The organism is Mesorhizobium sp. ORM8.1 (genome assembly GCF_053005525.2).
This window is the reverse complement of sequence record NZ_CM132600.1, coordinates 6,203,514-6,226,456: the sequence shown is the minus strand read 5'-3', so window position 1 is coordinate 6,226,456 and position 22,943 is coordinate 6,203,514. Positions and strand designations below refer to the sequence as shown.

General features: G+C 64.6%; 12 protein-coding genes. 8 read left to right on the top strand and 4 right to left on the bottom strand.

Features of this window, described 5'->3' with window-relative positions:
• Positions 1-181: 181 nt before the first annotated feature.
• Both ACVDG8_RS31040 and ACVDG8_RS31035 read right to left on the bottom strand, forming a co-directional pair.
• Positions 182-6,232 (bottom strand): translocation/assembly module TamB domain-containing protein, encoded by a 6,051-nt coding sequence (locus ACVDG8_RS31040; protein ID WP_455707364.1) that lies wholly within the window; start codon positions 6,230-6,232, stop codon positions 182-184.
• A gap of 2 nt (positions 6,233-6,234) precedes the next feature.
• The gene (locus tag ACVDG8_RS31035; protein WP_447251866.1) at positions 6,235-8,163 is read right to left on the bottom strand and encodes an autotransporter assembly complex protein TamA; all 1,929 of its coding nucleotides are present in this window, start codon (positions 8,161-8,163) and stop codon (positions 6,235-6,237) included.
• A 277-nt stretch (positions 8,164-8,440) separates the two neighbouring features.
• Between ACVDG8_RS31035 and ACVDG8_RS31030 the strand changes: the two genes are divergently transcribed.
• From ACVDG8_RS31030 to ACVDG8_RS31000, 7 genes are all read left to right on the top strand, one after another.
• Complete coding sequence (locus ACVDG8_RS31030; protein ID WP_447251865.1) at positions 8,441-13,921, top strand: alpha-2-macroglobulin family protein; 5,481 nt, start codon at positions 8,441-8,443, stop codon at positions 13,919-13,921.
• A gap of 211 nt (positions 13,922-14,132) precedes the next feature.
• The gene (gene pbpC, locus ACVDG8_RS31025; protein WP_447251864.1) at positions 14,133-16,223 is read left to right on the top strand and encodes a penicillin-binding protein 1C; all 2,091 of its coding nucleotides are present in this window, start codon (positions 14,133-14,135) and stop codon (positions 16,221-16,223) included.
• 41 nt (positions 16,224-16,264) lie between these two features.
• A complete protein-coding gene (locus ACVDG8_RS31020; RefSeq protein WP_447257145.1) occupies positions 16,265-17,002 on the top strand; it encodes a M15 family metallopeptidase in 738 nt (245 codons plus the stop codon).
• Between the two features lie 199 nt (positions 17,003-17,201).
• Positions 17,202-18,230, top strand: coding sequence for a sulfate ABC transporter substrate-binding protein (locus ACVDG8_RS31015; RefSeq protein WP_447251863.1), 1,029 nt, complete (start codon positions 17,202-17,204; stop codon positions 18,228-18,230).
• A 22-nt stretch (positions 18,231-18,252) separates the two neighbouring features.
• Positions 18,253-19,104 carry a sulfate ABC transporter permease subunit CysT gene (gene cysT / locus ACVDG8_RS31010; RefSeq protein WP_447251862.1) on the top strand — a complete coding sequence of 284 codons (852 nt, stop codon included), beginning with the start codon at positions 18,253-18,255 and terminating at the stop codon, positions 19,102-19,104.
• On the top strand, positions 19,097-19,981 hold the full coding sequence (gene cysW / locus ACVDG8_RS31005; protein WP_447251861.1) for a sulfate ABC transporter permease subunit CysW: 885 nt from the start codon (positions 19,097-19,099) through the stop codon (positions 19,979-19,981). Before cysT ends, cysW begins: the two co-directional genes overlap by 8 nt.
• Positions 19,982-19,993: 12 nt before the next feature.
• Complete coding sequence (locus tag ACVDG8_RS31000; protein WP_447251860.1) at positions 19,994-21,037, top strand: sulfate/molybdate ABC transporter ATP-binding protein; 1,044 nt, start codon at positions 19,994-19,996, stop codon at positions 21,035-21,037.
• Between the two features lie 15 nt (positions 21,038-21,052).
• On the opposite strand, the gene ACVDG8_RS30995 is transcribed toward ACVDG8_RS31000, so the two are convergent.
• Positions 21,053-21,451 (bottom strand): PIN domain-containing protein, encoded by a 399-nt coding sequence (locus tag ACVDG8_RS30995; RefSeq protein WP_447257144.1) that lies wholly within the window; start codon positions 21,449-21,451, stop codon positions 21,053-21,055.
• Positions 21,451-21,723 (bottom strand): antitoxin, encoded by a 273-nt coding sequence (locus ACVDG8_RS30990; RefSeq protein ID WP_447257143.1) that lies wholly within the window; start codon positions 21,721-21,723, stop codon positions 21,451-21,453. Before ACVDG8_RS30990 ends, ACVDG8_RS30995 begins: the two co-directional genes overlap by 1 nt.
• A gap of 230 nt (positions 21,724-21,953) precedes the next feature.
• On the opposite strand from ACVDG8_RS30990, the gene ACVDG8_RS30985 reads away from it, so the two are divergent.
• Positions 21,954-22,943 (top strand): sulfate ABC transporter substrate-binding protein, encoded by a 990-nt coding sequence (locus tag ACVDG8_RS30985; RefSeq protein WP_447251859.1) that lies wholly within the window; start codon positions 21,954-21,956, stop codon positions 22,941-22,943.

The following is a 22,943-nucleotide window of genomic DNA, read 5'->3' as shown; positions in this document are numbered from 1 at the left end:
GTGCATCTTTGATGACAACCCGGTTCGCGCGATAACGACAGTCTTGACGCAAATTTGCTAGCGCGCCGCGGATTCGCCAGAAAACGTCGCGGGCGATTAAATCAATACATTTTATATGGATACGGGCTTTCTGCTCGCGGCCCGCGAGCCGCCATGCCGGCGAAACGAGAGCTTAGCGCCCTCAATATTCGCGTTCGTAGAACAGGCCGCCCTTGGCTTCGCCGGCGTCGTTGGCCTCACCGCGCAGCTTGACGCCCTTCCCGACATTGAGATCGATCGTCGCCTTGCCCGAGCCCGGCTTGTCGCCCTTCTGTATGGTCACATAGGTGCGGTCGTTGAGGTACTTTCCGGCCGAGACGGCGGTGCCGCCCTTGGCGTCGGTGGTGACATCGAGATCGTCGACGCCGATGGCGCTGCGCAGATTGTCGAGCAGCGAGGTCGTGCCGCCAGCGCCAGCCAGTTGTGCGGCGGCGTCGGCGAGCTGGGCGATCTGCAAGGGCGACAGGTTGGACATCGAGCGGCCAAAGATCAACTGCGCCAGCACCTCGTCCTCCGGCAGCGCCGGCACCGACGAGAAGGTGAATTTCGGATTGGTCGCCTCGCCCGAAACCACGATGGTGACTGTGGCGTCGCTCGTCGTCGTGGTTGCTGTGAGGTTCAGGTAGGGCACCAGCGAGCCCGAGAAGCCGACCGTGCCCTCGGTGAAAGTCAGCCGCTTGGCGAGGATCGTCAGCCGACCGCGCTGCAATGTGAAGGTGCCGACAGCCTGCGGCGAGGAGGCCGGCCCGGTCAATCTGAGCGAGCCGCCGAGTTCGGCATCGACGCCCCTGCCCTGGATGAAGATCTGGTTCGGCGCGTTGACGGTCACGTCAAGCGCAAGGCCGCTGCCGCTGTTGCCGCCGCCGGAGGCCGCGGGGCGCAGCGCCTTGTCCTGCGCGCGCACGGCCGCCGGCGCGTTCTTGTGCTTGACGTCGAGCGCCGAAAGCGAAGCCGGCAGCTTGTCCGGCACGGTGATCACCGTCCTCGCCAGGTTGATGGTGCCGGCGATCGCCGGCGCCGAGGCAAGCGGTCCCTTGATGGTCAGGTCGCCGCCGAGATTGGCGGTCACCACCCGGCCGTCGGTGTAGCGGCCGTCGGTGAGCTTGATCGACAAATCGGCCGGGAACCCTTGCGCCGGCACGATGCCGACCGTGCCTGAGGCCGACAGGCTGCCGCGCGTCGACAGCGTGCCGGTCAGGCGGTTGATCCTGGCGACGCCGCTGCCGATCGAAACATCGGCGGCGAGGTCGTTGACCGCAAGCCCCGAGCGGGCGTCGACCAGGCGCGCGCCGGACGTGCTCACCGTGCCGCCGATGACCGGCGCGGATGCCGGGCCGCGCACCTGGAGATTGACATTCGCGGTGCCGGTCAGCCCCAGCCCTTGCGCGGCAAGCTTCGAGGCAAGGAAGGAGAACGGCACCTTGCCGTTGAAGTCGAGGGCCAGGGCCGGCGTGCCGGTGGTCGTCACTGAACCGCCGCCCTTGAGACCGAGGCCGGCGCCGTCGCTGATGTTGGCGTCGAAGGCGAGCTTGTTGCCGGCGAAGGATCCCGACGACGACACGTTCATGCCGCCGAGCCCGGCGCCGCGTGTCTGCGACGTCTGCACGGCTGAGGCATCGACTTTGAAGGCGACCGAAGGGTTGGCTGGCGCGCCCGTCACCTTGACCGTGCCCGAGATCGAACCGGCGGCATCCAGGCCCGGTGAAAAACTGTTGGCGAGCGACACCGGCACGCGGGAGAGATTGGCGTTGATATCGAGCGCCTGCCCGACCTTGCCTGTCACCGTCGCCGTGCCGCCGCCGAGATTGAGCACGAGCCTGTCCAATGTCGTCGTGCCGTTGGCGATGGTCACCGTCGAGGCCTGGGCGATCGCCGCCTTGACGCCCTGCACCGTCGCCTGGCCGGACGACAGCTCGATCGTCGTCGTTCCGTTGGCCACTTTCACGCGGCCGGTGGCCTTGGCCGGGATATTCTTGACCGTCGCGCCGCCGGAGAAGCCAGTCCAGTCGCCGTCGCGCTTCAGATCGACATCGATGCCGGTAATGGCTGTGCCGCCGGAAGTCACACTCTCGGCGCGAACCGTGCCGGCAATGACGGGCGCTGCCATGTAATTGGCGATCTGTGCGTCGATGGCGACATTCTTGGCCGACAGGTCGCCGCGCTTGATCGCCTCCGTGGTTGCCTTCACTGCAACATTGGGACCGTTCGCGCTCTTCGAGAAAGCGATCGTGCCGCGCACGTTGCCCTCCGCCTTTTCCAGCGCAAGGGTCGCCAGCGGGCCGATATCGGGAAGGTCGAGCGAGACGGTGCCGTCCGGCACGAAAGCCTGGTCGAGCGCCAGATCGCCGGAGATCTTGTTCGGGCCGAGCGACAGCAGCAGCCCGTTGATCGCGCTCTTGCCGTCGGTGGTGGCGAGCACTGCGCTGCCTTGCAGGGGTTGGCCGGCGACATTGCCGGTCAGTTGCACGTTGGCGGCCGGATTGGCCGCATCAGCTTTGCCGGTCGCGGTCAGCTTGAGACCTGTGATCTCGCGGGCCGCAACCGTGAGCCGGTCGCTGTTGACGTTAAGCGACAGATCGGGCGCGGTCGGCGCGCCTTGCGCGTCGAGCGAGAAGGTGATTGCCCCCTTGGCGTCCTTCGACAGCAGCGAGATATTCGCCAAAGCCCCCTTTACCGCGGCGCTAAGCTTGTTGTCAGCGATGCTCGCCTGCCCGTCGGCGGTCAGCGCGCCGGACACAAGCCTGACCGGCCCGACGCTGAGATTGCCCTTGGCGTCGCGCTGCGTCGTGGCGCTGAGCTGCGTCCGCTCAGCCAGCACGCCGCGCACGCCGGCCGGCAGCGCCGCCGAAAGCACGTCGGCCTTGACCGTGAAATCGACGGAGCCGTCGGCCAGTGACACCCGGCCATTGAAGGCGCCGTCCAGCGCGTCGCTCGAGGCCGAGCCGCTGTCGATGGTGATCGCATCCGGCGCAAGGCTGCCCGTGACCTTCGCCATGACCTTGCCGGCAACCAAGGGCGCGACGGTCGGATTGTCGAGATCGATCTTGTCGGCCCCCACCGTTCCGGAGATCGGCCCCTTCTTCTCCTTGATGTCGAAAGCGTCCGAATGCAGCGCCAGCGCCAGCCCCTCGATCTTGACGTGATTGGCCGTGGCAGAGGGCAGCGTTGCGGAAATATCGAGCCGCGGCGTCGTCCCCTGTCCTTGCGCCTTCGCCGAAATCGACTGCAGCTCCAGCTCGACCGGGCTGTCGGGCGTGCCGAACTTCAATGGCAGGCTCGACCCGTTGGAGGCGAGGTCGAGCGCGAAATCGCTGGCGCCGTTCGGGTTGATGGTGCCGGTTGCCGTGCCGGAAATCTTGTCGCCGGACAAAGTAGCCTTGTCGATGACGAGGCCGCCGGCGGTCGTGACGCTGCCGGCGGCATCGAGGTTGAGCGGCCCCAGTCCCGCCTGCCGCGTCTGGCTGGTCTCGGCCCCCGCGATTTGCGCGTTGAACTGGACATCCGGGTTGGCGGAAGCCCCCGTGACGTGCGCCGTGACGTTCAATATTCCGGCTGCATCGAGGCCGGGCACGAAATCATTGGCAAGGGCCGCCGGCAGGTTGGCGACTTTGGCTGACAGGTCGAGCGTCTGGCCCGCCTTGCCGGAAACCGTCGCCGAACCGCCGCCGAGATCGAGCGCAAGTTTTTCGATAGTGGCCACGCCATCGGCAATCGAAAGGCTGGAAGGCTCGGCGATCGCCGCCTTGATGCCGCGCACGGTCGCTTCGCCGGAAGCGATTTCCATGCTGGTCGTGCCATTGGCGATCTTCACGCGCCCCGTCGCGGTCGCCGGGATACCGGCGACGGTCGCACCGCCGGTAAAGTTGGTCCAGTCGCCGTCGCGCTTGAGGTCGATGCCGATGCCGCTGACCACGGTCGAGCCCGACGTCACGCTGTCGGCCTTGATCGTGCCCGAAATTGCCGGGCCTTTGAGATAGTTGGCGATCAGCGCGTTGACGGTGATCGTCTTTGCCGCCAGATCGCCGCGCGCGATCGACCCGCTGGCCGCATTGATGGTGACGGTCGGCGCCTCCCCAACCTTGGCAAAAGCAATCGCGCCGTTGATGTCGCCTGTAGCGTTCTGGTTGCCGAGCGCCGCCAGCGGTCCGATGTCCGGCACGGCGAGCGTCAGCGTGCCGAGCGGTAGGAACTGGCCGTCAAGCGCAAGATCGCCCGAAATCTTGTTGTCGCCGAGCGACAGGCTGAGCCCCTTGATCGAGCGATTGCCGTCCGCAGTGACCAGCGACGCCCTGATATCGAGCGGCTGGTCCTCGGCGCTGCCGGTCAACGAGATATCGGCCGACGGATTGACGATGTCGGCCTTGCCCTTAGCCGAGAACTTGATGTCCTTCACTGTCCGGCCGGCCGCCGTCAGGCTGGCGCTGTCGGCCGATACGGCAAAATCCGGCGCCGAGCGCGGCCCGCTCGCCGTCAGCCCGAACTCGACCCCGCCGGCGAGAGGCGTGCCGGCAAGCGACGACAGCGACGAGACGTCGCCCAGCGTTCCCTTTAGATCAGCCTGGATATCCGACCCTTGAGCGCTCGCCGTGCCGCTGGCGCTGAGCGAGCCGGAAGTGAGCTCCAGCGAATTGGCCGCGAAGGCGCCTTGCGGATCGCGTGTGGCGGTGGCCGAGAATTTCACCCGTTCGCCAAGCAGCGAGCTGATCTGAGGCGGCAATGCCTTCGATACGGCATCGGCATTCATCTTCAGCGTTATCGACAGGTCGACGAGCGATACGGCCGCTGTCAGCGAGGCATTGAGCGCGTCGCTGCGCAGCGTGCCCTGATCGATCGTCACATTTTCGCGGCTGAGCGCGCCGGAAAGATCGGCTGCAAGCTTGCCTGTCACCAGCGGAGCCAGCGTTGCCACGTCCGTCTTCAGCCCGGCCGCGGCGAGCTTGATATTGACTGGGCCGCTGCGGTTCTCGATGTCGAAGCCGTCGGAATGGATTTGCGCCGTGATGTTGTTGAGCTGCGTGCCGCCTACGGCGACCGAGGTGAGCGACGTCCCGATATCGACCATTGGCGCCTTGCCGTCGCCGAAGGCGCGCGCCGTCGCCTTTTCCACCGCGACCAGGATCGGCACAGCGCCGTTGCCGACATCGATGGTGACCGGCTTGTCCTTCGCCGAGAGCTCGACGGCAAGGTCGCTGGCGCCCTTCGGATCGACATTGCCGGTGGCCGTGGCGTGCACGGCGTCGCTCTCTATGGCGCCACGCTCGATATCCAGCCCGCCGGTCGTCGTCGCCGTGCCGGCGACATCGAAGCTTGTCTTGCCGGCAAACAACGAAGCGATCCTTTCGGGCAGGAAAGGCTCGAATTCGCCGTCGCCCTTGGCTTCGATATGATGGCCCTTGTCGGACAGTTGATGGCGGCCGGTGAACTGGGTGACGATCTGGCGGTCGACCATGAAGGTGCCGACGCCGCTCCAGTTGGCGAGCGGTCCGCTGCCGGACACGACAATGTCGACGGGCGGGGCATTGGGCAGCTTGAGCAGATTGGCGATGATGCCACCCGCCGGCTCCGACGCCTTGAGATCGAGGTCGAGCTTGTTGTCGGCCGGTACGAAGTGGATCTTGGCGTCGACATTGCCCTGCTTGCCGTCATGGCGGGTAACGTTGAGCACGGTTTCGACCGCCAGCGGCGACGGGTCGGCCTTGAGCGACCCCTTGGCTGCGAGCTCGGCAATGCCGCTGCCGGCAAGCTCCGGGCCGAGCGCGATCTCGGGCAGGTCAACCTGTTTGACGTCGATCGACACCGGCAGGCCGCTCGAGCCGCCTTGCGCCGGCTGCTGGCTTGGCTGCGGCAGGCGCGCCAATTCGATGCGCTCGGCCGCCAGGCGGTCGGCGTTGAAATGCCACGACAGGAGCGCTGTCGGCGACCAGTCCAGCGCCACCTTGCGCGCCACCAGCCAGGGGCCGGTGCGGTCTTCGACCACGACATGATCGAGCCTGAGCGCGCCCGACCATATGCCCTCTATGCCGGCGACCGTGACCTTGCGATCGTCGCCCGAAGCCATTTTCGAAATCAGGCTGGCGAGGTTCTGCCGGCCGCCTTCCGTGCCGGTCAGCACGAACAGCGCGCCGATTGCGACCACCAGCAGCAGGAGCAGCGTGTAGAGGCAGATGCGAAGGATGCGCCAGAAAATCTTCATCGTCAGAACGCCTGCCCGATGCCGGCATAGATGCCGAAATGGGGATCGCCCGGATCGCGGTTGAGCGGCACGGCCGCGTCGATGCGCAGCGGCCCGAACGGCGTGATGTAGCGCAGGCCGAGGCCGGCGCCGACCTTTACGTTGGAGAAATCGGGGAAGGATTTGGTCGACACCGTGCCGGCATCGATGAAGGGCACGATGCCGATCGTGTCAGTGACGCCGATGCGCATCTCGACCGAGGTCTCGAAGAAGGACAACCCGCCGATCGGCTGGCCGTTGATGTCCTTCGGGCCGATGCCCTGGTAGGAATAGCCACGCACCGAACCGCCGCCGCCGGAATAGAAGCGCCGGTCGGCCGGCACGTTCTGCAGGCCGGTGCCGACGATCGAGCCAAGCGTGGCGCGCTCGGCAAGCACGAACCGGCTTGCCGTATCGATCGACTGGTAGGCGTAGCCCTCACCCTTCAGTTTCAGGAAGGTGGCGCCATTCAGGATGTCGTAGCTCGGCTCGGCATAGGCGAGAAAACGGAAACCCCTGGTCGGGTTGAGCTTGTTGTCGCGGCTGTCATAGACATATTGTAGCGGCACGCTGGCGATCAGATAGGTGTGCTTGCCGAAAGCATCGGTGATCTTCGAATAGTCGAGGTCGAACTCGGCCGACACCCGCTGCTGCTTGTCGAGGTCGTAGGAGACGCCGACATCGCCCTTGACCGAGAAATGGTCATAGGCATCGGGATGTTCGAACACCGTCTTGATGCCGGTGAAGAACTTCGATGTCGGCCCGAGCACGCCCGGCTTCTCGAACATGACGCCGGCATTGTAGTTGAGCGCCGAAATGCTGTTGTTGCCGATGCCGCTGATCGAGCCGTCGATGCGCAGCTTCTCGGCCTGGCCGAACAGGTTGCGGTGCCCCCAATAGCCTTCGAGCCCCAGCCCTTCGGTGTTCGAAACCGTGCCGCCGAGGCCGAAATAGCGCGGCTTTCGTTCACTGACCTGGACGTTGATCGGGATATTGCCTTGAGCGTCGAGGCTGTCGCCCTCCTTCATGGTGACGCTGTTGAACACTTCGAGCCCGAGCAGCCGGTCCCTCGCATCGTCGATCTCCTGCGGCGAATACTGTTTGCCGCGCTGCAGGCCGGTCATGTATTCGGTGAAGTCGCGGTCGACCTTCTCGGTGCCCTCAACCGTCGTGTCGCCATAGCCGGCGATCGGGCCGGCCGCCACCGTCAGCGTGACATCGAGCATCGAATTGGCATGGTCGGCGACGATCTGGCGGTCCGTGACCTTGGCCAGCGGCCTGCCCTCTTCCTTCAATGCCCGCACGATTCCCGCTTCTGCCTTGAGCACGGCGCCGGATCCGGCATCGCCGCCGGCAATCAAGCCGAAATCGGCGCCCGCCAGCCCGGCCGCGTCGCCTTCCAGCCTGATGGTGCCAAGCGTGAATTTCGGGCCGGCGACGACGCGGACCACCACCGGAATGGGCTGCGGCCCCTTGAATTCGGCATCCGGCGGCAGTTCGTCGATCGACTTGCCCTGGATCGTGATCGTGACCACGCCTTCGTAGCGCGCATCGGCGTAAAGCGCGGCGACCAATTGCTCGCGGTCGTTGCGCGCCTTGGCCATCAGGCCAAGCGAGCCCGAGACCGGGTGCTCTTCGTCGCTTTTCAGCGCCGAGGCGTTTTCGAGCCTCTTGACCAGGTCCTTGTCGGCGTCTGGCGCATCGATGGTCACGGAATAGCGCAAAGGGTCGACAATGTCGGTGTCCTTGTCGTTGGACGAGCCCCAGAGCTTGATGCCGAAGATCTCGAAGGCGCCGGCCGGCCGCAATCCGCCACAAAGTACGGTCGAGCAGACGAGCGCCAAAAGCAGGGCGCGCGAAAGCCCGCGCCCTGGCGCGACCTCCGCTGACATCTGCGTTTCATGCGCCGGCATTAAGACAACCTAGTCGACAAAACTAAAATTGGAATGAAGTTCCGAAACGTTCGTAAAGGGGCCACAATCCAATTGTCTGAAATAGACCGGGCTTGGAATTCACACCTTTTGCATTTTCGCAAGAAAGTGTGATCCGTCTCACAGAGGTTCTGTCGAAATACCGGCCTTTGGCCGGCATGGAAACCGTTCGCGGGTGATAAACCTGCGCCGTTCCGGCGTTGACAAGCCTGTTTGAAGCTTGCTCATGTCCGGACGCTGGCAATGTCTGGAGGGTGGTATGGCAATGCGTGCGGCTCGTGGTCTCCCTTTCCTTTTTCTTCTCTTTTTCGCCCTGAGCGGGGTCGCCCTGGCGGCCGAAGCCCGGCGGATCGTGACAACCGACAATTCCGACTATTTCGGTTTCGACCTGAGGTCGGACCAGAATGTCACCCTGGACCAGTGCAAGACCACCTGCCTCGCCGATTCCGCCTGCCGTGCCTTCACCTACAACACCAAGGCAAAGTGGTGTTTTCTCAAATCCGACTATAATCAGCTCAAACCCTTCACCGGCGCCGTCGCCGGCAAGGTCGCAAACGTCGATGGCGACCCCGATATCGGCGCCCCGCCGGAACTGGCCTTCTTCCCCAATTGGATGGCCGACCAGGCGCAGCAATTCCGCAACAAGCTGACCGATCCGGCCTATGACAAGCCGACCGAGGGCCTTGCCGCCCTGCAGGCCGCCGCCGAGCAGGCGGCACTGACCGGCGACCATCGCCTCGCCATGCAGAAATACCAGGCCGCGGTCTCGGTCCTGCCCGACGATGGCATGCTGTGGCTGGCGCTGGCGCGTGAGACGCTTGCCGTGCAGCCGGCGTCGAACACCGCCGAACCCTCGACTTTCCCGACAAACGTCACCTCGGCCGCCTTCAACGCCTACAAATTGGTGCGCACCGCGAAAACCCGCGCGGAGGCCCTGGCCGTGCTTGGCGCCGGCCTCGACAGGCGCGATCTCTATCGTCCATCCTTGCAGGCCTTTGAGGCCAGCCTTGCGCTGGTGAGCTCGCCCGCCGTCCAGGCCGACTATGCCGACCTCAAGGCGCGCAAGGGTTTTCGGGTCATCGAGCACACCGTCGATGCCGATTCTTCCTCGCCCCGCATCTGCGCCCAGTTTTCCGAGGAACTGGTCAAGACCGGCGTCGATTATGCGCAGTTCGTCACCGTCGACAACGCCGCTCCCAAGGCCGTCGAAGCCAAGGACAAGCAGATCTGCGTCGAGGGCCTGGAGCATGGCCAGCATTATGACGTGACCTTCCGCGCCGGCCTGCCGGCCGCGATCGGCGAGACGATTGCCGCGCCGGTCGTGCTGTCGATCTATGTCCAGGATCGCGCGCCGTCCGCCCGCTTCACTGGCGACAGCTTCGTGCTGCCTTCCGGCGCGCGCCGCGGCATTCCGGTCGTTACCGTCAACATGACGGCCGCCAAGATGACGCTCTATCGCGTCGGCGATCGTTCGCTGGCGCAGCTTTTGTCCGGCTACCAGTTCCTGCATCAGCTCGACGGCTATGACATTTCCACCGTTTCCGACCAGATGGGCGAGCCCGTCTGGTCCGGCACGCTCGACATCGCCAACGACCTCAACAAGGAAGTCACCACATCCTTCCCGGTCGATCAGGCGATCCCGCAGCGCAAGCCGGGCGTCTATGTGCTGACCGCGCAGGCGGTCAACGACAAGAGCGACGATTATGGTTCGCGCGCCACGCAGTGGTTCGTGGTCTCCGACATCGGGCTGACCACCTACACCGGCCAGGACGGCCTCAACGTCTTTGCCCGTTCGCTGGGTTCGGCCAAGCCGATCGCCGGCGCCGAATTGACGCTGCTTGCCAAGAACAACGAAATCCTCGGCACCGCGACCACCGACGCCGACGGCCGTGCCGTCTTCAACCCGGGCCTCACCCGTGGCGAAAACGGCATGGTTCCGGCCGTGCTGATGGCCAAGCAGGGCGACAGCGACTTCGTCTTCCTCGACATGACCAAGGCCGGCTTCGACCTGTCGGATCGCGGCGTCGAGGGCCGTGCCTCGCCCGGTGCGCTCGACGTCTATGCCTGGACCGAGCGCGGCATCTACCGCGCCGGCGAGGACGTGCATGTCGCGGCCCTTGCCCGCGACGGCGCGGCAAAAGCGGTCGAGAACCTGCCGCTGACCTTCATCTTCACCCGCCCCGACGGCGTCGAGAACCGCCGCATCGTCAGCAACGGCGAGTCCGCCGGCGGCCATGCGGTCGACCTGCCGCTCGAGGCCAACGCCATGCGCGGCACCTGGACGGTGTCGATCTATACCGATCCCAAGCAGTCGCCGGTCGCCAGCCAGATGTTCCTGGTTGAAGACTTCGTGCCGGATCGCATCGAGTTCGACCTGACGGCCGACAAGAAAGAGATCGCCCAGGGCGAGACCGCCAACGCCACTGTCGACGGCCGCTTCCTCTACGGCGCGCCGGCCGCGGGCCTGGCGCTCGAAGGCGAAATGACGCTGTCGACCACGAGCAGCTGGGACAGCTTCAAGAACTTCACCTTCGGCCTCGCCGACGAGCAGTCGAGCGAGCCGACCGTGACACCGTTCACCAACCTTCCCGTGGTCGGCGACGACGGCAAGGCGACCTTCCCGGTCACCATCGACAAATTGCCGTCGACCACCAAGCTGGTCAACGCCAAGGTCACCGTGCGCATGCGCGAGGCCGGCGGCCGCGCGGTCGAGCGCTCGCTCGATCTCGCGGTGCATCCGCTCAAGGAGATGATCGGCATTCGCCCGGATTTCGCGGATGATGAGGTGCCGCAGGGCGGAACCGCCAAGTTCAGCATCATCGCCGTCGATCCGAACGGCAAGCGTGAGAACCTGAAGGGCGCCCAGTGGTCGCTGGTCAAGGTCGAACGCAATTACCAATGGTACCGCAACAACAATTCCTGGAACTATGAGGCGGTGAGCCTCACCAAGGCTGTCGCCAATGGTGCAATCGACCTCAACGCCGACGGCGACGCGACCGTATCGCTTCCCGTCGATTGGGGCCGCTACCGCCTCGAGGTCGAGACACTCGATCCGGACGGCCCGGCGACCAGCTATGAGTTCGACGCCGGCTGGTATGTCGCGTCCACCACCACCGAAACACCCGATGGGCTGGAGATCGCCCTTGACAAAGACAACTACGCCGCCGGCGAAGTCGCCAAGCTGAAAATCTCGCCGCATTTTGCCGGCGAACTGCTGGTCACCATCGGCGCCGAGAAACTCTTGAAGACCGTCACCGCCACGGTGCCGGCCGCCGGCACCACCGTCGACATCCCCGTCGGCGACGATTGGGGCGCCGGCGCCTATGTCACAGCGACGTTGTTCAGGCCGGGCGATGCGCAGGAATCGCGTATGCCGGCCCGCGCCATCGGCGTCAAATGGCTGGCGGTCGATCCGGGCTCGAAGAAGCTCGCGGTCTCCTTGACGCCGCCGGAAAAGACCTTGCCGCGCCAGCAGCTGTCGATCCCGGTTGCCGTCAACGGCGCCCAGGCCGGCACCAACGCTTATGTGATGGTATCGGCCGTCGATGTCGGCATCCTCAACCTCACCAACTACAAAGCGCCCGATCCGGAGGACTGGTTCTTCGGCCAACGCATGCTTGGGCTCGAGATCCGCGACCTCTACGGCCGCCTGATCGACGGATCGCTCGGCGCCATCGGCAAGATACGGACCGGCGGCGACGGCGCCAACATGCAGGCGCAAGGCAGCCCGCCGACCGAAAAGCTGGTCGCCTTCTTCTCCGGCCCGGTCGAGCTCGACGCCAACGGCAAGGCGCGCATCGACTTCGACATCCCGCAGTTCAACGGCACCGTGCGCGTCATGGCCGTCGCCTGGACCAGGGATGCAGTCGGCCATGCCCAGACCGATGTCATCGTGCGCGATCCGGTGGTGATCACCGCCGGCCTGCCGCGCTTCCTGGCGCCGGGCGATGCCGCGACCATGCGTCTCGACATTGCCGACACCGATGGCCCGGCCGGCGACTATTCGCTCGCCGTCACCACGACCGGTGACCTGACGACCGGCGACAAGCCGTTGCCCGAGAAGCTGACGCTCGCCCAGGGCAAGCGGCAGTCGCTTACCTTTCCGCTTGTCGCGCACACCGCCGGCGACGCTTCCGTCACCGTCAAGCTCGCGCATCCCGATGGCACACAGGTCGAGCAGACGCTCTATCTGCCGGTGCGCCCGGCGCAGCTTCCGGTCACCAACCGCATGGTTGTCGACCTGAAGCCGCATGGCGGCTCGCTGCGCGTCGACAAGGAACTGCTTGCCGCAAGCGTGCTCGACGGCGCTTCGGTCAGCGTCGGCGTTTCGCAATCGTCAGCGCTCGACGTGCCGTCGCTTTTGATGTCGCTCGACCGCTACCCTTATGGTTGCGCCGAGCAGACCACCAGCCGCGCCATGCCGCTACTCTATGTCAACGACATGGCCAAGAGCATCGGCATGGAGAACGATCCCGACCTGCATGGCCGCATCCAGGACGCCATCTACAAGGTCCTGTCCTATCAGGCGGCGAGCGGCAGCTTCGGCCTCTGGGGACCGGGCTCGGGCGATCTGTGGCTCGACGCCTATGTCACCGAGTTCCTGACCCGGGCGCGCGAGGAGAAGTACGATGTTCCGGCACTCGCCATGAACCAGGCGCTGAGCAACCTGCAAAACTCGCTGGGTTACGACCAGAGCGTCCAGGACCGCGGCAGCGAGATTGCCTATGCACTCTATGTACTCGCCCGCAACAAGAAGGCCTCGATCGGCGATCTGCGCTACTATGCCGACACGCAGCTCGAAGCCTTCACCAGCCCGATGGCTGTCGCCCAGTTGGCGGCGAGCCTCGCCCTCTACGGCGACACGCAGCGTTCGGAAGCGACCTTCCAGACGGCGCTTCGGCTGGCGCAGGCGGAAACCGACTACGACTACTACCGCTCGGACTATGGCTCGCGGCTGCGCGACGGCGCGGCGATGCTGGCGCTGGCGGCGGAATCGAAGCCGGTGCCGAGCATCATGCCGCAGTTGATCAAGCTGGTCGGAGTGGCACGCGCCGATGCCCGCTGGACGAGCACGCAGGACGAATCCTGGATGCTGCTCGCCGCGCGGGCGCTGCGGGAAGGCAATGATTCCATCACGCTTTCCGTCAATGGCGCGCCGCATTCGGGCGGCTATTCCAACCAGGTCGCCGGCAGCGATCTCGTCGACAGCCCGCTTACCATCGCCAACACCGGCACGACGCCGCTGCAGGCGGTGGTGACCACGGTGGCCGCCCCGGTCGAGCCGCTGCCGGCCGGTGGCGACGGCTTCACCATCAATCGCACCTACTACAAGCTCGATGGCACCGAGGCCAACGTCACCGAGGCCAAGCAGAACGAGCGCTACGTGGTCGTGCTCAAGGTCTATGAGCAGAACAAGTGGCCGTCGCGCCTCTTGATCACCGACCTGTTGCCGGCTGGCTTCGAGATCGACAATCCGGGGCTGGTCTCCAGCGCGCAATTGTCGAACTTCTCCTGGCTGGCGCAGACCGACGCCGCGCATTTGGAGTTCCGCGACGACCGCTTCGTCGCCGCCTTCAATCCGAATGAAGGCGACGGCGACCGTAACATCATGCTGGCCTATGTAGTGCGCGCAGTGACGCCTGGCACCTACGCCCACCCGGCGGCGACGGTGGAGGACATGTACCGGCCGCAATACTCGGCCCGCACCGCCACCGGCGTGATGGAGATCAAGGCGCCCTAAGGCGCTGAGGAAACATGGACAGGACGATGGCGCTGCCCCTCATCCGCCTGCCGGCACCTTCTCCCCGTATAGTGACGGGGAGAAGGAGACTGCCGCGATCGCCGGCACCCGTTCGGCAGCGCTGGAAATTGGCGAAATCCCCAGCGCAGGCCCCTTTCTCCCCGTCTCTATACGGGGAGAAATGCCCGGCAGGGCAATGAGGGGCGGCGCCATGCTCTCAAGGAAATTTCTCCGTCGAACAGGCATCGCCGGGATTTCTCTAGCCGGCATCGTAGTAATTTCCCTCGCCGCGCTCTGGGAGCTCGACCGCGCCTTCCCGCCGCCCTTGCCGGCGACGCTGACGGTCTCGACCGAGGTGCAGGACCGCGACGGCCAGCTGCTGCGCGCCTTCGCCACTCCGGACGGCTACTGGCGGCTCGAAACCCAGCTCGACCAGGTCGACAAGCAGTTCGTCGACATGCTGGTCACTTACGAAGACAAGCGCTTCTGGGATCATGACGGGGTCGATTTCCTGGCGCTCTGCCGCGCCGCCGGCCAGCTCGTCACCAGCGGCCACATCGTTTCCGGCGGCTCGACGCTCTCGATGCAGCTTGCCCGGCTGATCGAGCCGCGCGACAGCCGCAGCCTAGGTTCCAAGATCAAGCAGATGTTGCGCGCCATCCAGATCGAGCGGCGGCTCTCCAAGCAGGAGATCCTCGAACGCTATCTGACGCTGGCGCCCTATGGCGGCAACCTCGAAGGCGTGCGCGCCGCCTCGCTCGCCTATTTCGGCAAGGAGCCGAAGCGGCTCACCGTCTCGGAAGCCGCCCTCCTCGTCGCCCTGCCGCAATTGCCCGAAAAGCGCCGGCCCGACCGCAACCTCGATATTGCGCACGGGGCGCGCGACCGGGTGCTGACCCGCATGGTCTCGTCCGGCCTGCTCGGCGAACGCGAGGCCGCGCGCGCCGCGCTCGACGACGTCTCCGGCCTGCGCCGCAAGCTGCCGGCGCTTGCCGCGCACGCTTCCTACGCCATGCTGCCAAGGGCGGTGCCCGGAAAACCTCTGCAACTCACCATCCGCAAGAGCGTGCAGCAAGGGCTGGAACAGGTCGCGAGGGATGCCGCCAGGAAGCTTGGACCAAAACTCTCCATCGCCATGGTGATGGCCGATGCGCGCACCGGCGACATCCTCGGCGAGGTCGGCTCGGCCGATTTCTTCGACGCCAGCCGCTCCGGCTGGATCGACATGACCAAGGTGGTGCGCTCGCCCGGTTCGACGCTGAAACCCTTCATCTATGGGCTGGCCTTCGAGCAGGGTCTGGTGGCGCAAGAGATGATCATCGAGGACAGCCCGGTCGATTTCGGCGGTTATCGCCCGAAGAATTTCGACATGGGTTACCAGGGCGACGTCTCGATCCGCCAGGCGCTGCAGCTCTCCCTTAATGTGCCGGCGATCCGCGTGCTCGATGCGGTCGGTCCGGCGCGGCTGACGGCGCGCTTCCGCCAGGCCGGCGTCAATCCAATCCTGCCGGTCAACGAAGCGCCCGGCCTGGCGATCGGCCTTGGCGGCGTCGGCGTCACGCTGCGCGACCTGGTGCAGCTCTATACCGGGCTCGCCAACGGCGGAAAGATGCATTCGCTGCATGACGGCACCGAGCCGGCCAACGCCGAACGCATCACCGCCACCATCCTCGACGACCAGGCCGCCTGGCAGATCAACGACATCCTGTCCGGCGTGAAGCCCCCGGAAGGCGCCATGCAGCGCGGCATCGCCTACAAGACCGGCACATCCTATGGCTATCGTGACGCCTGGTCGGTCGGCTTCGACGGCCGCTACGTGCTCGGCGTCTGGGTCGGCCGCGCCGATGCAAGTCCGGTACCCGGTCTGTCCGGCTATGTTTCGGCGGCACCAATCCTGTTCGAAGGTTTTGTCCGCTCCGGTCTCGCCAGCGTGCCACTGCCCAGCCGGCCGCCCGGCGTCTTCAGCCCCAAACGCGAGGACCTGCCGGTAACGCTCGCCCGCTTCGGCGCCGGATCGGACGGGCTGGTGCAAGCGACAGCGAGCGAACCCGCGCCGACGATCATCTACCCGCCCAATGGCGCGCGCGTCGACCTCGGCACCAACTCGCCCGACGCCACGCCGCTGGTGCTGAAATTGCAAGGCGGCCGCGCGCCCTTCCGCTGGCTCGCCAATGGCAAGCCGCTCGCCGGCATCGACCGCCGCCGCACCGCGACCTGGCAGCCCGATGGCACCGGCTATTCGACGCTGACGGTGATCGATGCCGTGGGGCGCGCCGCGAGCGTGAAGGTTTTCGTTGAATAGGGATGCGGCAAGTGATTCAGGGGATTGCGCTTCTTCGCCTGATGCATGACGCCTCGCGCCGACCTTTGTTGGGAGCATTCTTCGCAGCGCTTGCGCTAGCAATCGCAAGCCCTCTCTCGGCCCATGCCGATCCCTTGCCCGCCGGCTTCGTCAGGCTGGCCGATGTCGACCCGACCATCCGCCAGGATATCCGCTATGCCGGTCTTGAAAACTTCCTGCGCCGCAAAGCCGCCGGTTACGACGCCCCCGTTTGCATTCTGACCAAACAGGCCGCCAAGGCGCTGGCAAACGTCCAGAAAACGATGAACCCCAAAGGCCTGACGCTGGTGGTCTTCGACTGCTACCGCCCGGCGGGCGCGGTTGCGGACATGGGTAAATGGACCAGAGAAGGCGGCCCGCCCGATCCGCAATGGTATCCGACGGTCCAACGCGGCGATCTCATCGCCAAGGGCTATATCGGCGAGCTCTCCAGCCATTCGCGCGGCTCGACCGTCGACCTCGCCATTGCCGAAACAGATAAGAAGGGCCCGGCGCATCCGGCCTGCGGTGCGCCGGACGGCGGCACGCTCGATTTCGGCACCGGCTTCGACTGCTTCGACCGAAAGAGCGAAACCGCCAGCGCGCTGGTCGGCGCCGAGGCGGCGGCAAACCGCGAAATGCTGCTGGCCGCCATGCGCGCCGCCGGCTTCCGCAATTATGCGCGCGAATGGTGGCACTTCACGCTGGCCAAGGAGCCTTTCCCAAAACAGCGCTTCGATTTTCCGGTGACGGCGAACTAGCTCCGGGCTTGTCTCGATGAAGGCCGGTTCTAACTAGGTCGACTGACAAAGGGTCGTCGCAACTTACGTTGAGGAAGTTATTTCCTCGACAAGCCAAAGGTCAGCGAAAAATTTCTGCAAGGAGGCGAAAAAGGCAACAATCAATGCATCTAATTTCTATCAAATCGGTAGATTTGGCGCGGGTTCAACGGAGGCAGAAATGACCAAACCTCATTTCAGGAAACTGCTCGGCGCGCTGGTCGCCACATCTGTCCAGTTCGGCACGCTCGGTTTCGCGTTCGCCGATACGACCATTCTCAACGTGTCCTACGATCCGACACGCGAGCTCTATAAAGCCTATGACGAAGCGTTTGCCGCGCATTGGAAGGCCGAGACCGGCGAGACGGTCACCATCCAGCAATCGCATGGTGGCTCCGGCGCTCAGGCCCGCGCGGTGATCGACGGCCTCAATGCCGACGTGGTGACGCTGGCGCTCGAAGGCGACATCAACGCCATCGTTTCGAAATCGAAGAAGATCGATCCCAACTGGCGCAAGAAATTCGAAAACAATTCAGCACCTTACACCTCGACCATCATCTTCCTGGTGCGCAAGGGCAACCCCAAGGGCATTCACGACTGGAGTGACCTGGTGAAGGATGGCGTGCAGGTGATCACGCCGAACCCGAAAACTTCCGGCGGCGCACGCTGGAACTATCTCGCGGCCTGGGCTTATGCCAATGCCCATGACGGCGGCGACGAGGCCAAGAACAAGGAATTCGTCGGCAAGCTCTACGCCAACGCCCCCGTGCTCGACAGCGGCGCGCGCGGCTCGACCGTAACCTTCGCGCAGAAGGGTCTTGGCGACGTGCTGATCGGGTGGGAAAACGATGCCTATCTGGCGCTCGATGAATTCGGCGCCGACAATTTCGATATCGTCTATCCGCCGACCTCGATCCTGGCTGAGCCGCCAGTGGCGATCGTCGATGCCAATGTCGACGCCAAGGGGACGCGCAAGGTGGCCGAAGCCTATCTCGGCTGGCTCTACTCCAAGGAGGGGCAGACGATCATCGCCAAGAACCACTATCGCCCGGCAAAGCCGGAGCTCGTGGCGCCGGGGGATCTACCCAAGACGCCGGATATCAAGCTGATCTCCATCGACGATCCGCTTTTTGGCGGCTGGAAGAAGGCACAGCCTTATCATTTCGGCGACGGTGGTATATTCGACCAGATCTACAAGCCGGCCCAGTAAGCCAGACCTAGACCAGGACGATATGACCACAGCACCCGCGAAGGCGGGGTGGCGGTTCAGACAGCCGAGTGTCATTCCGGGTTTCGGACTGACGCTCGGCTTCTCGCTTGCCTACCTCACGCTCATCATCCTCATCCCACTCTCCGGGCTGATCTGGCGATCGGCAGCGCTTGGCTGGGCCGATTTCTGGGCCCTCGCCACCGATCCGCGCACCGTCAAGGCACTCGAGATCAGCTTCGGCACGGCCTTCATCGCCGCTGCCGTGAACGTCGTCTTCGGCACGCTGGTGGCCTGGGTGCTGGTGCGCTACCGCTTTCCGGGCCGCCGCGTCGTCGACGCCATGGTCGACCTGCCCTTCGCGTTGCCAACAGCGGTCGCAGGCATCGCGCTCACCACGCTTTACGCGCCGAATGGCTGGATTGGCCACCTCCTGGCGCCGCTCGGGATCAAGGTCGCCTACACGCCGCTCGGCATCGTCGTGGCGCTCGTCTTCATCGGCCTGCCTTTCGTCGTGCGCACCGTGCAGCCGATCATGGAAGAGATCGACAAGGAGGTCGAGGAAGCCGCGGCCACGCTCGGCGCCAGCCGTTTCCAGATCATCACCCGCGTGCTGCTGCCTGGACTGGCGCCCGCCATCATCACCGGTTTCTCGCTCGCCTTCGCGCGCGGTGTCGGTGAATACGGCTCGGTCATCTTCATTGCCGGCAATCTTCCCTACAAGTCGGAGATCGCCCCGCTGCTGATCGTCATCCGGCTCGAGGAATACAATTATCCGGCCGCGACCGCGATCGCGGCGATCATGCTGGCGCTGTCCTTTGCGATGCTCCTGGTGATCAACCTGGCGCAGACATGGAGCCGCAAGCGCTATGGCTGACCCCGAGATCAAATCCTACGAGCCGCACCACGAGAGCCGATCGGCCGCGGTTACGGAGAGCCGTCCCGTCCGGATCACGCTGACGATCCTGACGCTGGCCTTTCTCGCCGTCTTCCTGCTGTTGCCGCTGATCGTCGTTTTCCGCGAAGCTTTTGCCAAAGGCGTCGGCGCCTATTTCGCGTCGCTAAGCGATGCCGACACGCGCTCCGCCATTCGCCTGACCTTGCTGGTGGCGGCGATCGCGGTTCCCCTCAACCTCGTTTTCGGCCTTTCGGCCGCCTGGGCGATCGCCAAGTTCGAATTCAAGGGCAAGGCCTTCCTGACCACGCTGATCGACCTGCCCTTCTCGGTCTCGCCGGTCATTTCCGGCCTGGTCTACGTGCTGCTGTTCGGCGCGCAGGGGCTGCTGGGCGAATGGTTGCAGGCGCATGGCATCCAGATCCTGTTTGCCGTGCCGGGCATTGTGCTGGCCACCGTCTTCGTCACTTTCCCTTTCGTCGCCCGTGAGCTCATCCCGCTGATGCAGGAACAGGGCAATGGCGACGAGGAGGCGGCGCTTTCGCTCGGCGCCAGTGGCTGGCAGGCTTTCTGGTATGTGACGCTGCCCAACATCAAATGGGGGCTGCTCTACGGCGTTCTGCTCTGCAACGCGCGCGCCATGGGCGAATTCGGCGCCGTCTCTGTGGTGTCGGGCCATATTCGCGGCCTCACCAACACCATGCCGCTGCATGTCGAAATCCTCTACAACGAATACAACGCCGTCGGCGCTTTCGCCGTGGCTTCGCTGCTTGCCGGCCTGGCGCTGGTGACGCTGGTCTTGAAAACACTTCTCGAGATGCGCTACGGCGCCGAGATCGCCGCCACACGCGGGCATTAGAGGGTTCAGTAGATGGAAGTACGCGTTGCCAACGTGCGCAAGGAGTTTGACCGGTTTCCGGCCCTCCATGACGTATCGCTTGACATCAAGTCGGGTGAACTGATTGCGCTGCTTGGCCCATCCGGTTCCGGCAAGACGACGCTGCTGCGCCTGATCGCCGGGCTGGAGCGCCCGACGCGCGGAAAAATCTTCTTCGGCGAGGACGACGCATCGCATCGGTCGATCCAGGAGCGCAATGTCGGCTTCGTCTTCCAGCATTACGCGCTGTTCCGCCACATGACGGTGGCCGACAATATCGGCTTTGGCCTGAAAGTCCGCCACGGCGCGGCGCGCCCGCCGGCGCGCGAGATACGCCGGCGCGCCTCGGAGCTGCTCGATCTCGTCCAACTGTCGGGACTGGAGAAGCGCTATCCGGCGCAACTCTCCGGCGGCCAGCGCCAGCGCGTGGCGCTTGCCCGCGCCATGGCGATCGAGCCCAAGGTGCTGCTGCTCGACGAGCCGTTCGGCGCGCTCGACGCGCAGGTGCGCCGCGAGTTGCGCCGCTGGCTGCGCGAGATCCATGACCGCACCGGCCACACCACCGTCTTCGTCACCCATGACCAGGAGGAGGCACTGGAGCTTGCCGACCGCGTCGTCGTCATGAGCCAGGGCCGCATCGAGCAGGTCGGCACCGCCGATGACATCTACGACACGCCGAACTCGCCCTTCGTCTACTCTTTCATCGGCGAGTCGAGTTCGCTGCCGGTCAAGGTCGAGAATGGCGAAGTCTGGATAGCCGACCGGCCGATCGGCCTGCAGGCGCCGCATGCGCCGACCGGCGAGGCAATTCTCTATTTCCGCCCGCACGACGTCGACCTGCTCGACGGCTGCAGCGGCTGCATCGCCGGCACGGTTGCGGCGAGCCGCCGCGTCGCCGGCACCAGACGGGTGGAACTTGAGATCGGCGGCGAACGCCAGCGCGTCGAGATCGAACTGCCGGTCGACCACCCCGCCGCGCAGAAGAGCCGCGTCGCCTTCAGGCCGCGGCGCTGGAAGCTTTTTCCGGCGGCGGCCTAATTTTTGCGCCGAGCGCTACTCCAGCCAGTTCTCGACCTTCAAACCTTTGATCCGGCTGAACTCTCCGACGTTAGCCGTCACCAATGTTGTGCCCAGCGTGCGGGCATGCGCTGCAATGAAAAGGTCATTGTGGCCAATGGTCTGACCTCTGGCCTCCAGGTCGGCGCGAAGTGCGCCATATTCGGCGTCCACCGGCACATCAAGGGGCAGGACGGGAATCTCCGCCAGCAGTTCCTCGACCTTCGCGAGCAGCTTGGCCGATCCCTTCCGGGCACAACCATAGCGCAATTCCGAGGCAACCACGATGCTGGTGCACACGGCGCCGTCTCCTTCGCGAGCCACCGCACCGGCGGCCTTGCCGGCCGGATTTCGAATGACGTCGCTGATGATGTTGGTGTCCAACATGAAACGCATCAAAACATATCCTCGGGCTTGACGGGCGCATCGTCGATCTCGGGAAAGTCATCCTCGGGACCGAGCGGCGGCTCTTTCGCCCATTCGGCAAGCAGCGCGACAAGGCCGGATTTCCGAACCGGCTCGATGATGAGACGCTCGCCGTCCCGGCTAATCAGAACCTTGTCTCCAGGAAGTTCGAATTCGACAGGAATACGAACCGCCTGGCTTCGGTTGTTGCGGAATAGCTTCGCTTCCTTCGGTGGTGTCGTTGAATGATGGCGCTGGGGCATGGCGGCTCGCATCTGTATATGCCATCTGTATATGCCATCTAATCCTTCAATTCAAGGCAATGAAAGCTTCGGCATCCGGTCATATCGACGGGAATAGAATTCCAGCAATCAGCCAGTTCGACGATGTCTTTTCCTACGGCTACATCATGGAGCCGCGTCGCGTGCCTCGTAGGATGGTGCGCGGCCCGGCTATGGTTCCAAACGCGCATTTCACATCGGAGCCTATTTTCATGAAGCGATTTTTGCTTGGCATCGCAGCCATTGCCGGTCTCGTCCTCGCATCCTCCCAAGCCTGGTCGGCCGAGAAGCTGCTGAATGCCTCTTACGATGTCGGGCGCGAACTGTTCGTCGACATCAACAAGGCCTTCGTCGCCAAGCATCCCGGCGTGACGATCGACCAGTCGCATGCCGGCACCTCGGCGCAGGCGCGCGCCATCGCCGAGGGCCTCGCCGCCGATGTCGTCACCTTCAACCAGGTCACCGACGTCGACTTCCTGGTCAAGAAGGGCCTGGTTTCCGCCGACTGGCAGAAGGATTTTCCGGACAACGCCTCGCCCTTCTATTCGCTGCCCTCGTTCCTCGTCCGCGCCGGCAACCCCAAGCACATCAAGGACTGGAACGACCTGGTGCGCGACGACGACGTGCAGGTCATCTTCCCCAACCCGAAGACTTCCGGAAATGCGCGCTACACCTATCTGGCCGCCACCGCTTACGCCAAGGAGGCCTTCAAGGGCGACGACGCCAAGGTGAAGGAGTTCATCACCAAGCTGTTCAACAACGTGCCGATCTTCGACACCGGCGGCCGCGCCGCGACCACAACTTTCGTCCAGCGCGAGATCGGCGATGTGTTGATCACGTTCGAATCCGAGACACGTGGCATCCGCAAGGAGTATGGCGACGACAAATTCGAGCAGGTCACGCCTTCGGTCAGCCTGCTTGCCGAATTCCCGGTGGCGATCATCGACAAGGTCGTCGACGAACACGGCAGCCGCGATCTCGCCAAATCCTATCTCGATTTCCTCTACACACCGGAAGGCCAGGACATCCTCGCCCGCAACGGCAACCGCGTCCGCGACGCCGCGGTGGCCGCCAAGTACAAGGCGGATTTCCCCGAGGTCCGGCTGCTGACGGTCGAAGAAGTCTTCGGCGGCTGGGACAAGGTGCAGAAGGAGCATTTCGCCGCCGGCGGCCTGCTCGATCAGGCTTACGGCAGCCACTGA

Excerpts from the sequence above, each read along its gene's own strand:
- ACVDG8_RS31040 (WP_455707364.1), bottom strand. The coding sequence starts at position 6,232 with ATGAAGATTTTCTGGCGCATCCTTCGCATCTGCCTCTACACGCTGCTC.
- ACVDG8_RS31035 (WP_447251866.1), bottom strand. The coding sequence starts at position 8,163 with ATGCCGGCGCATGAAACGCAGATGTCAGCGGAGGTCGCGCCAGGGCGC.
- ACVDG8_RS31030 (WP_447251865.1), top strand. The coding sequence starts at position 8,441 with ATGGCAATGCGTGCGGCTCGTGGTCTCCCTTTCCTTTTTCTTCTCTTT.
- pbpC (WP_447251864.1), top strand. The coding sequence starts at position 14,133 with ATGCTCTCAAGGAAATTTCTCCGTCGAACAGGCATCGCCGGGATTTCT.
- ACVDG8_RS31020 (WP_447257145.1), top strand. The coding sequence starts at position 16,265 with ATGCATGACGCCTCGCGCCGACCTTTGTTGGGAGCATTCTTCGCAGCG.
- ACVDG8_RS31015 (WP_447251863.1), top strand. The coding sequence starts at position 17,202 with ATGACCAAACCTCATTTCAGGAAACTGCTCGGCGCGCTGGTCGCCACA.
- cysT (WP_447251862.1), top strand. The coding sequence starts at position 18,253 with ATGACCACAGCACCCGCGAAGGCGGGGTGGCGGTTCAGACAGCCGAGT.
- cysW (WP_447251861.1), top strand. The coding sequence starts at position 19,097 with ATGGCTGACCCCGAGATCAAATCCTACGAGCCGCACCACGAGAGCCGA.
- ACVDG8_RS31000 (WP_447251860.1), top strand. The coding sequence starts at position 19,994 with ATGGAAGTACGCGTTGCCAACGTGCGCAAGGAGTTTGACCGGTTTCCG.
- ACVDG8_RS30995 (WP_447257144.1), bottom strand. The coding sequence starts at position 21,451 with ATGCGTTTCATGTTGGACACCAACATCATCAGCGACGTCATTCGAAAT.
- ACVDG8_RS30990 (WP_447257143.1), bottom strand. The coding sequence starts at position 21,723 with ATGCCCCAGCGCCATCATTCAACGACACCACCGAAGGAAGCGAAGCTA.
- ACVDG8_RS30985 (WP_447251859.1), top strand. The coding sequence starts at position 21,954 with ATGAAGCGATTTTTGCTTGGCATCGCAGCCATTGCCGGTCTCGTCCTC.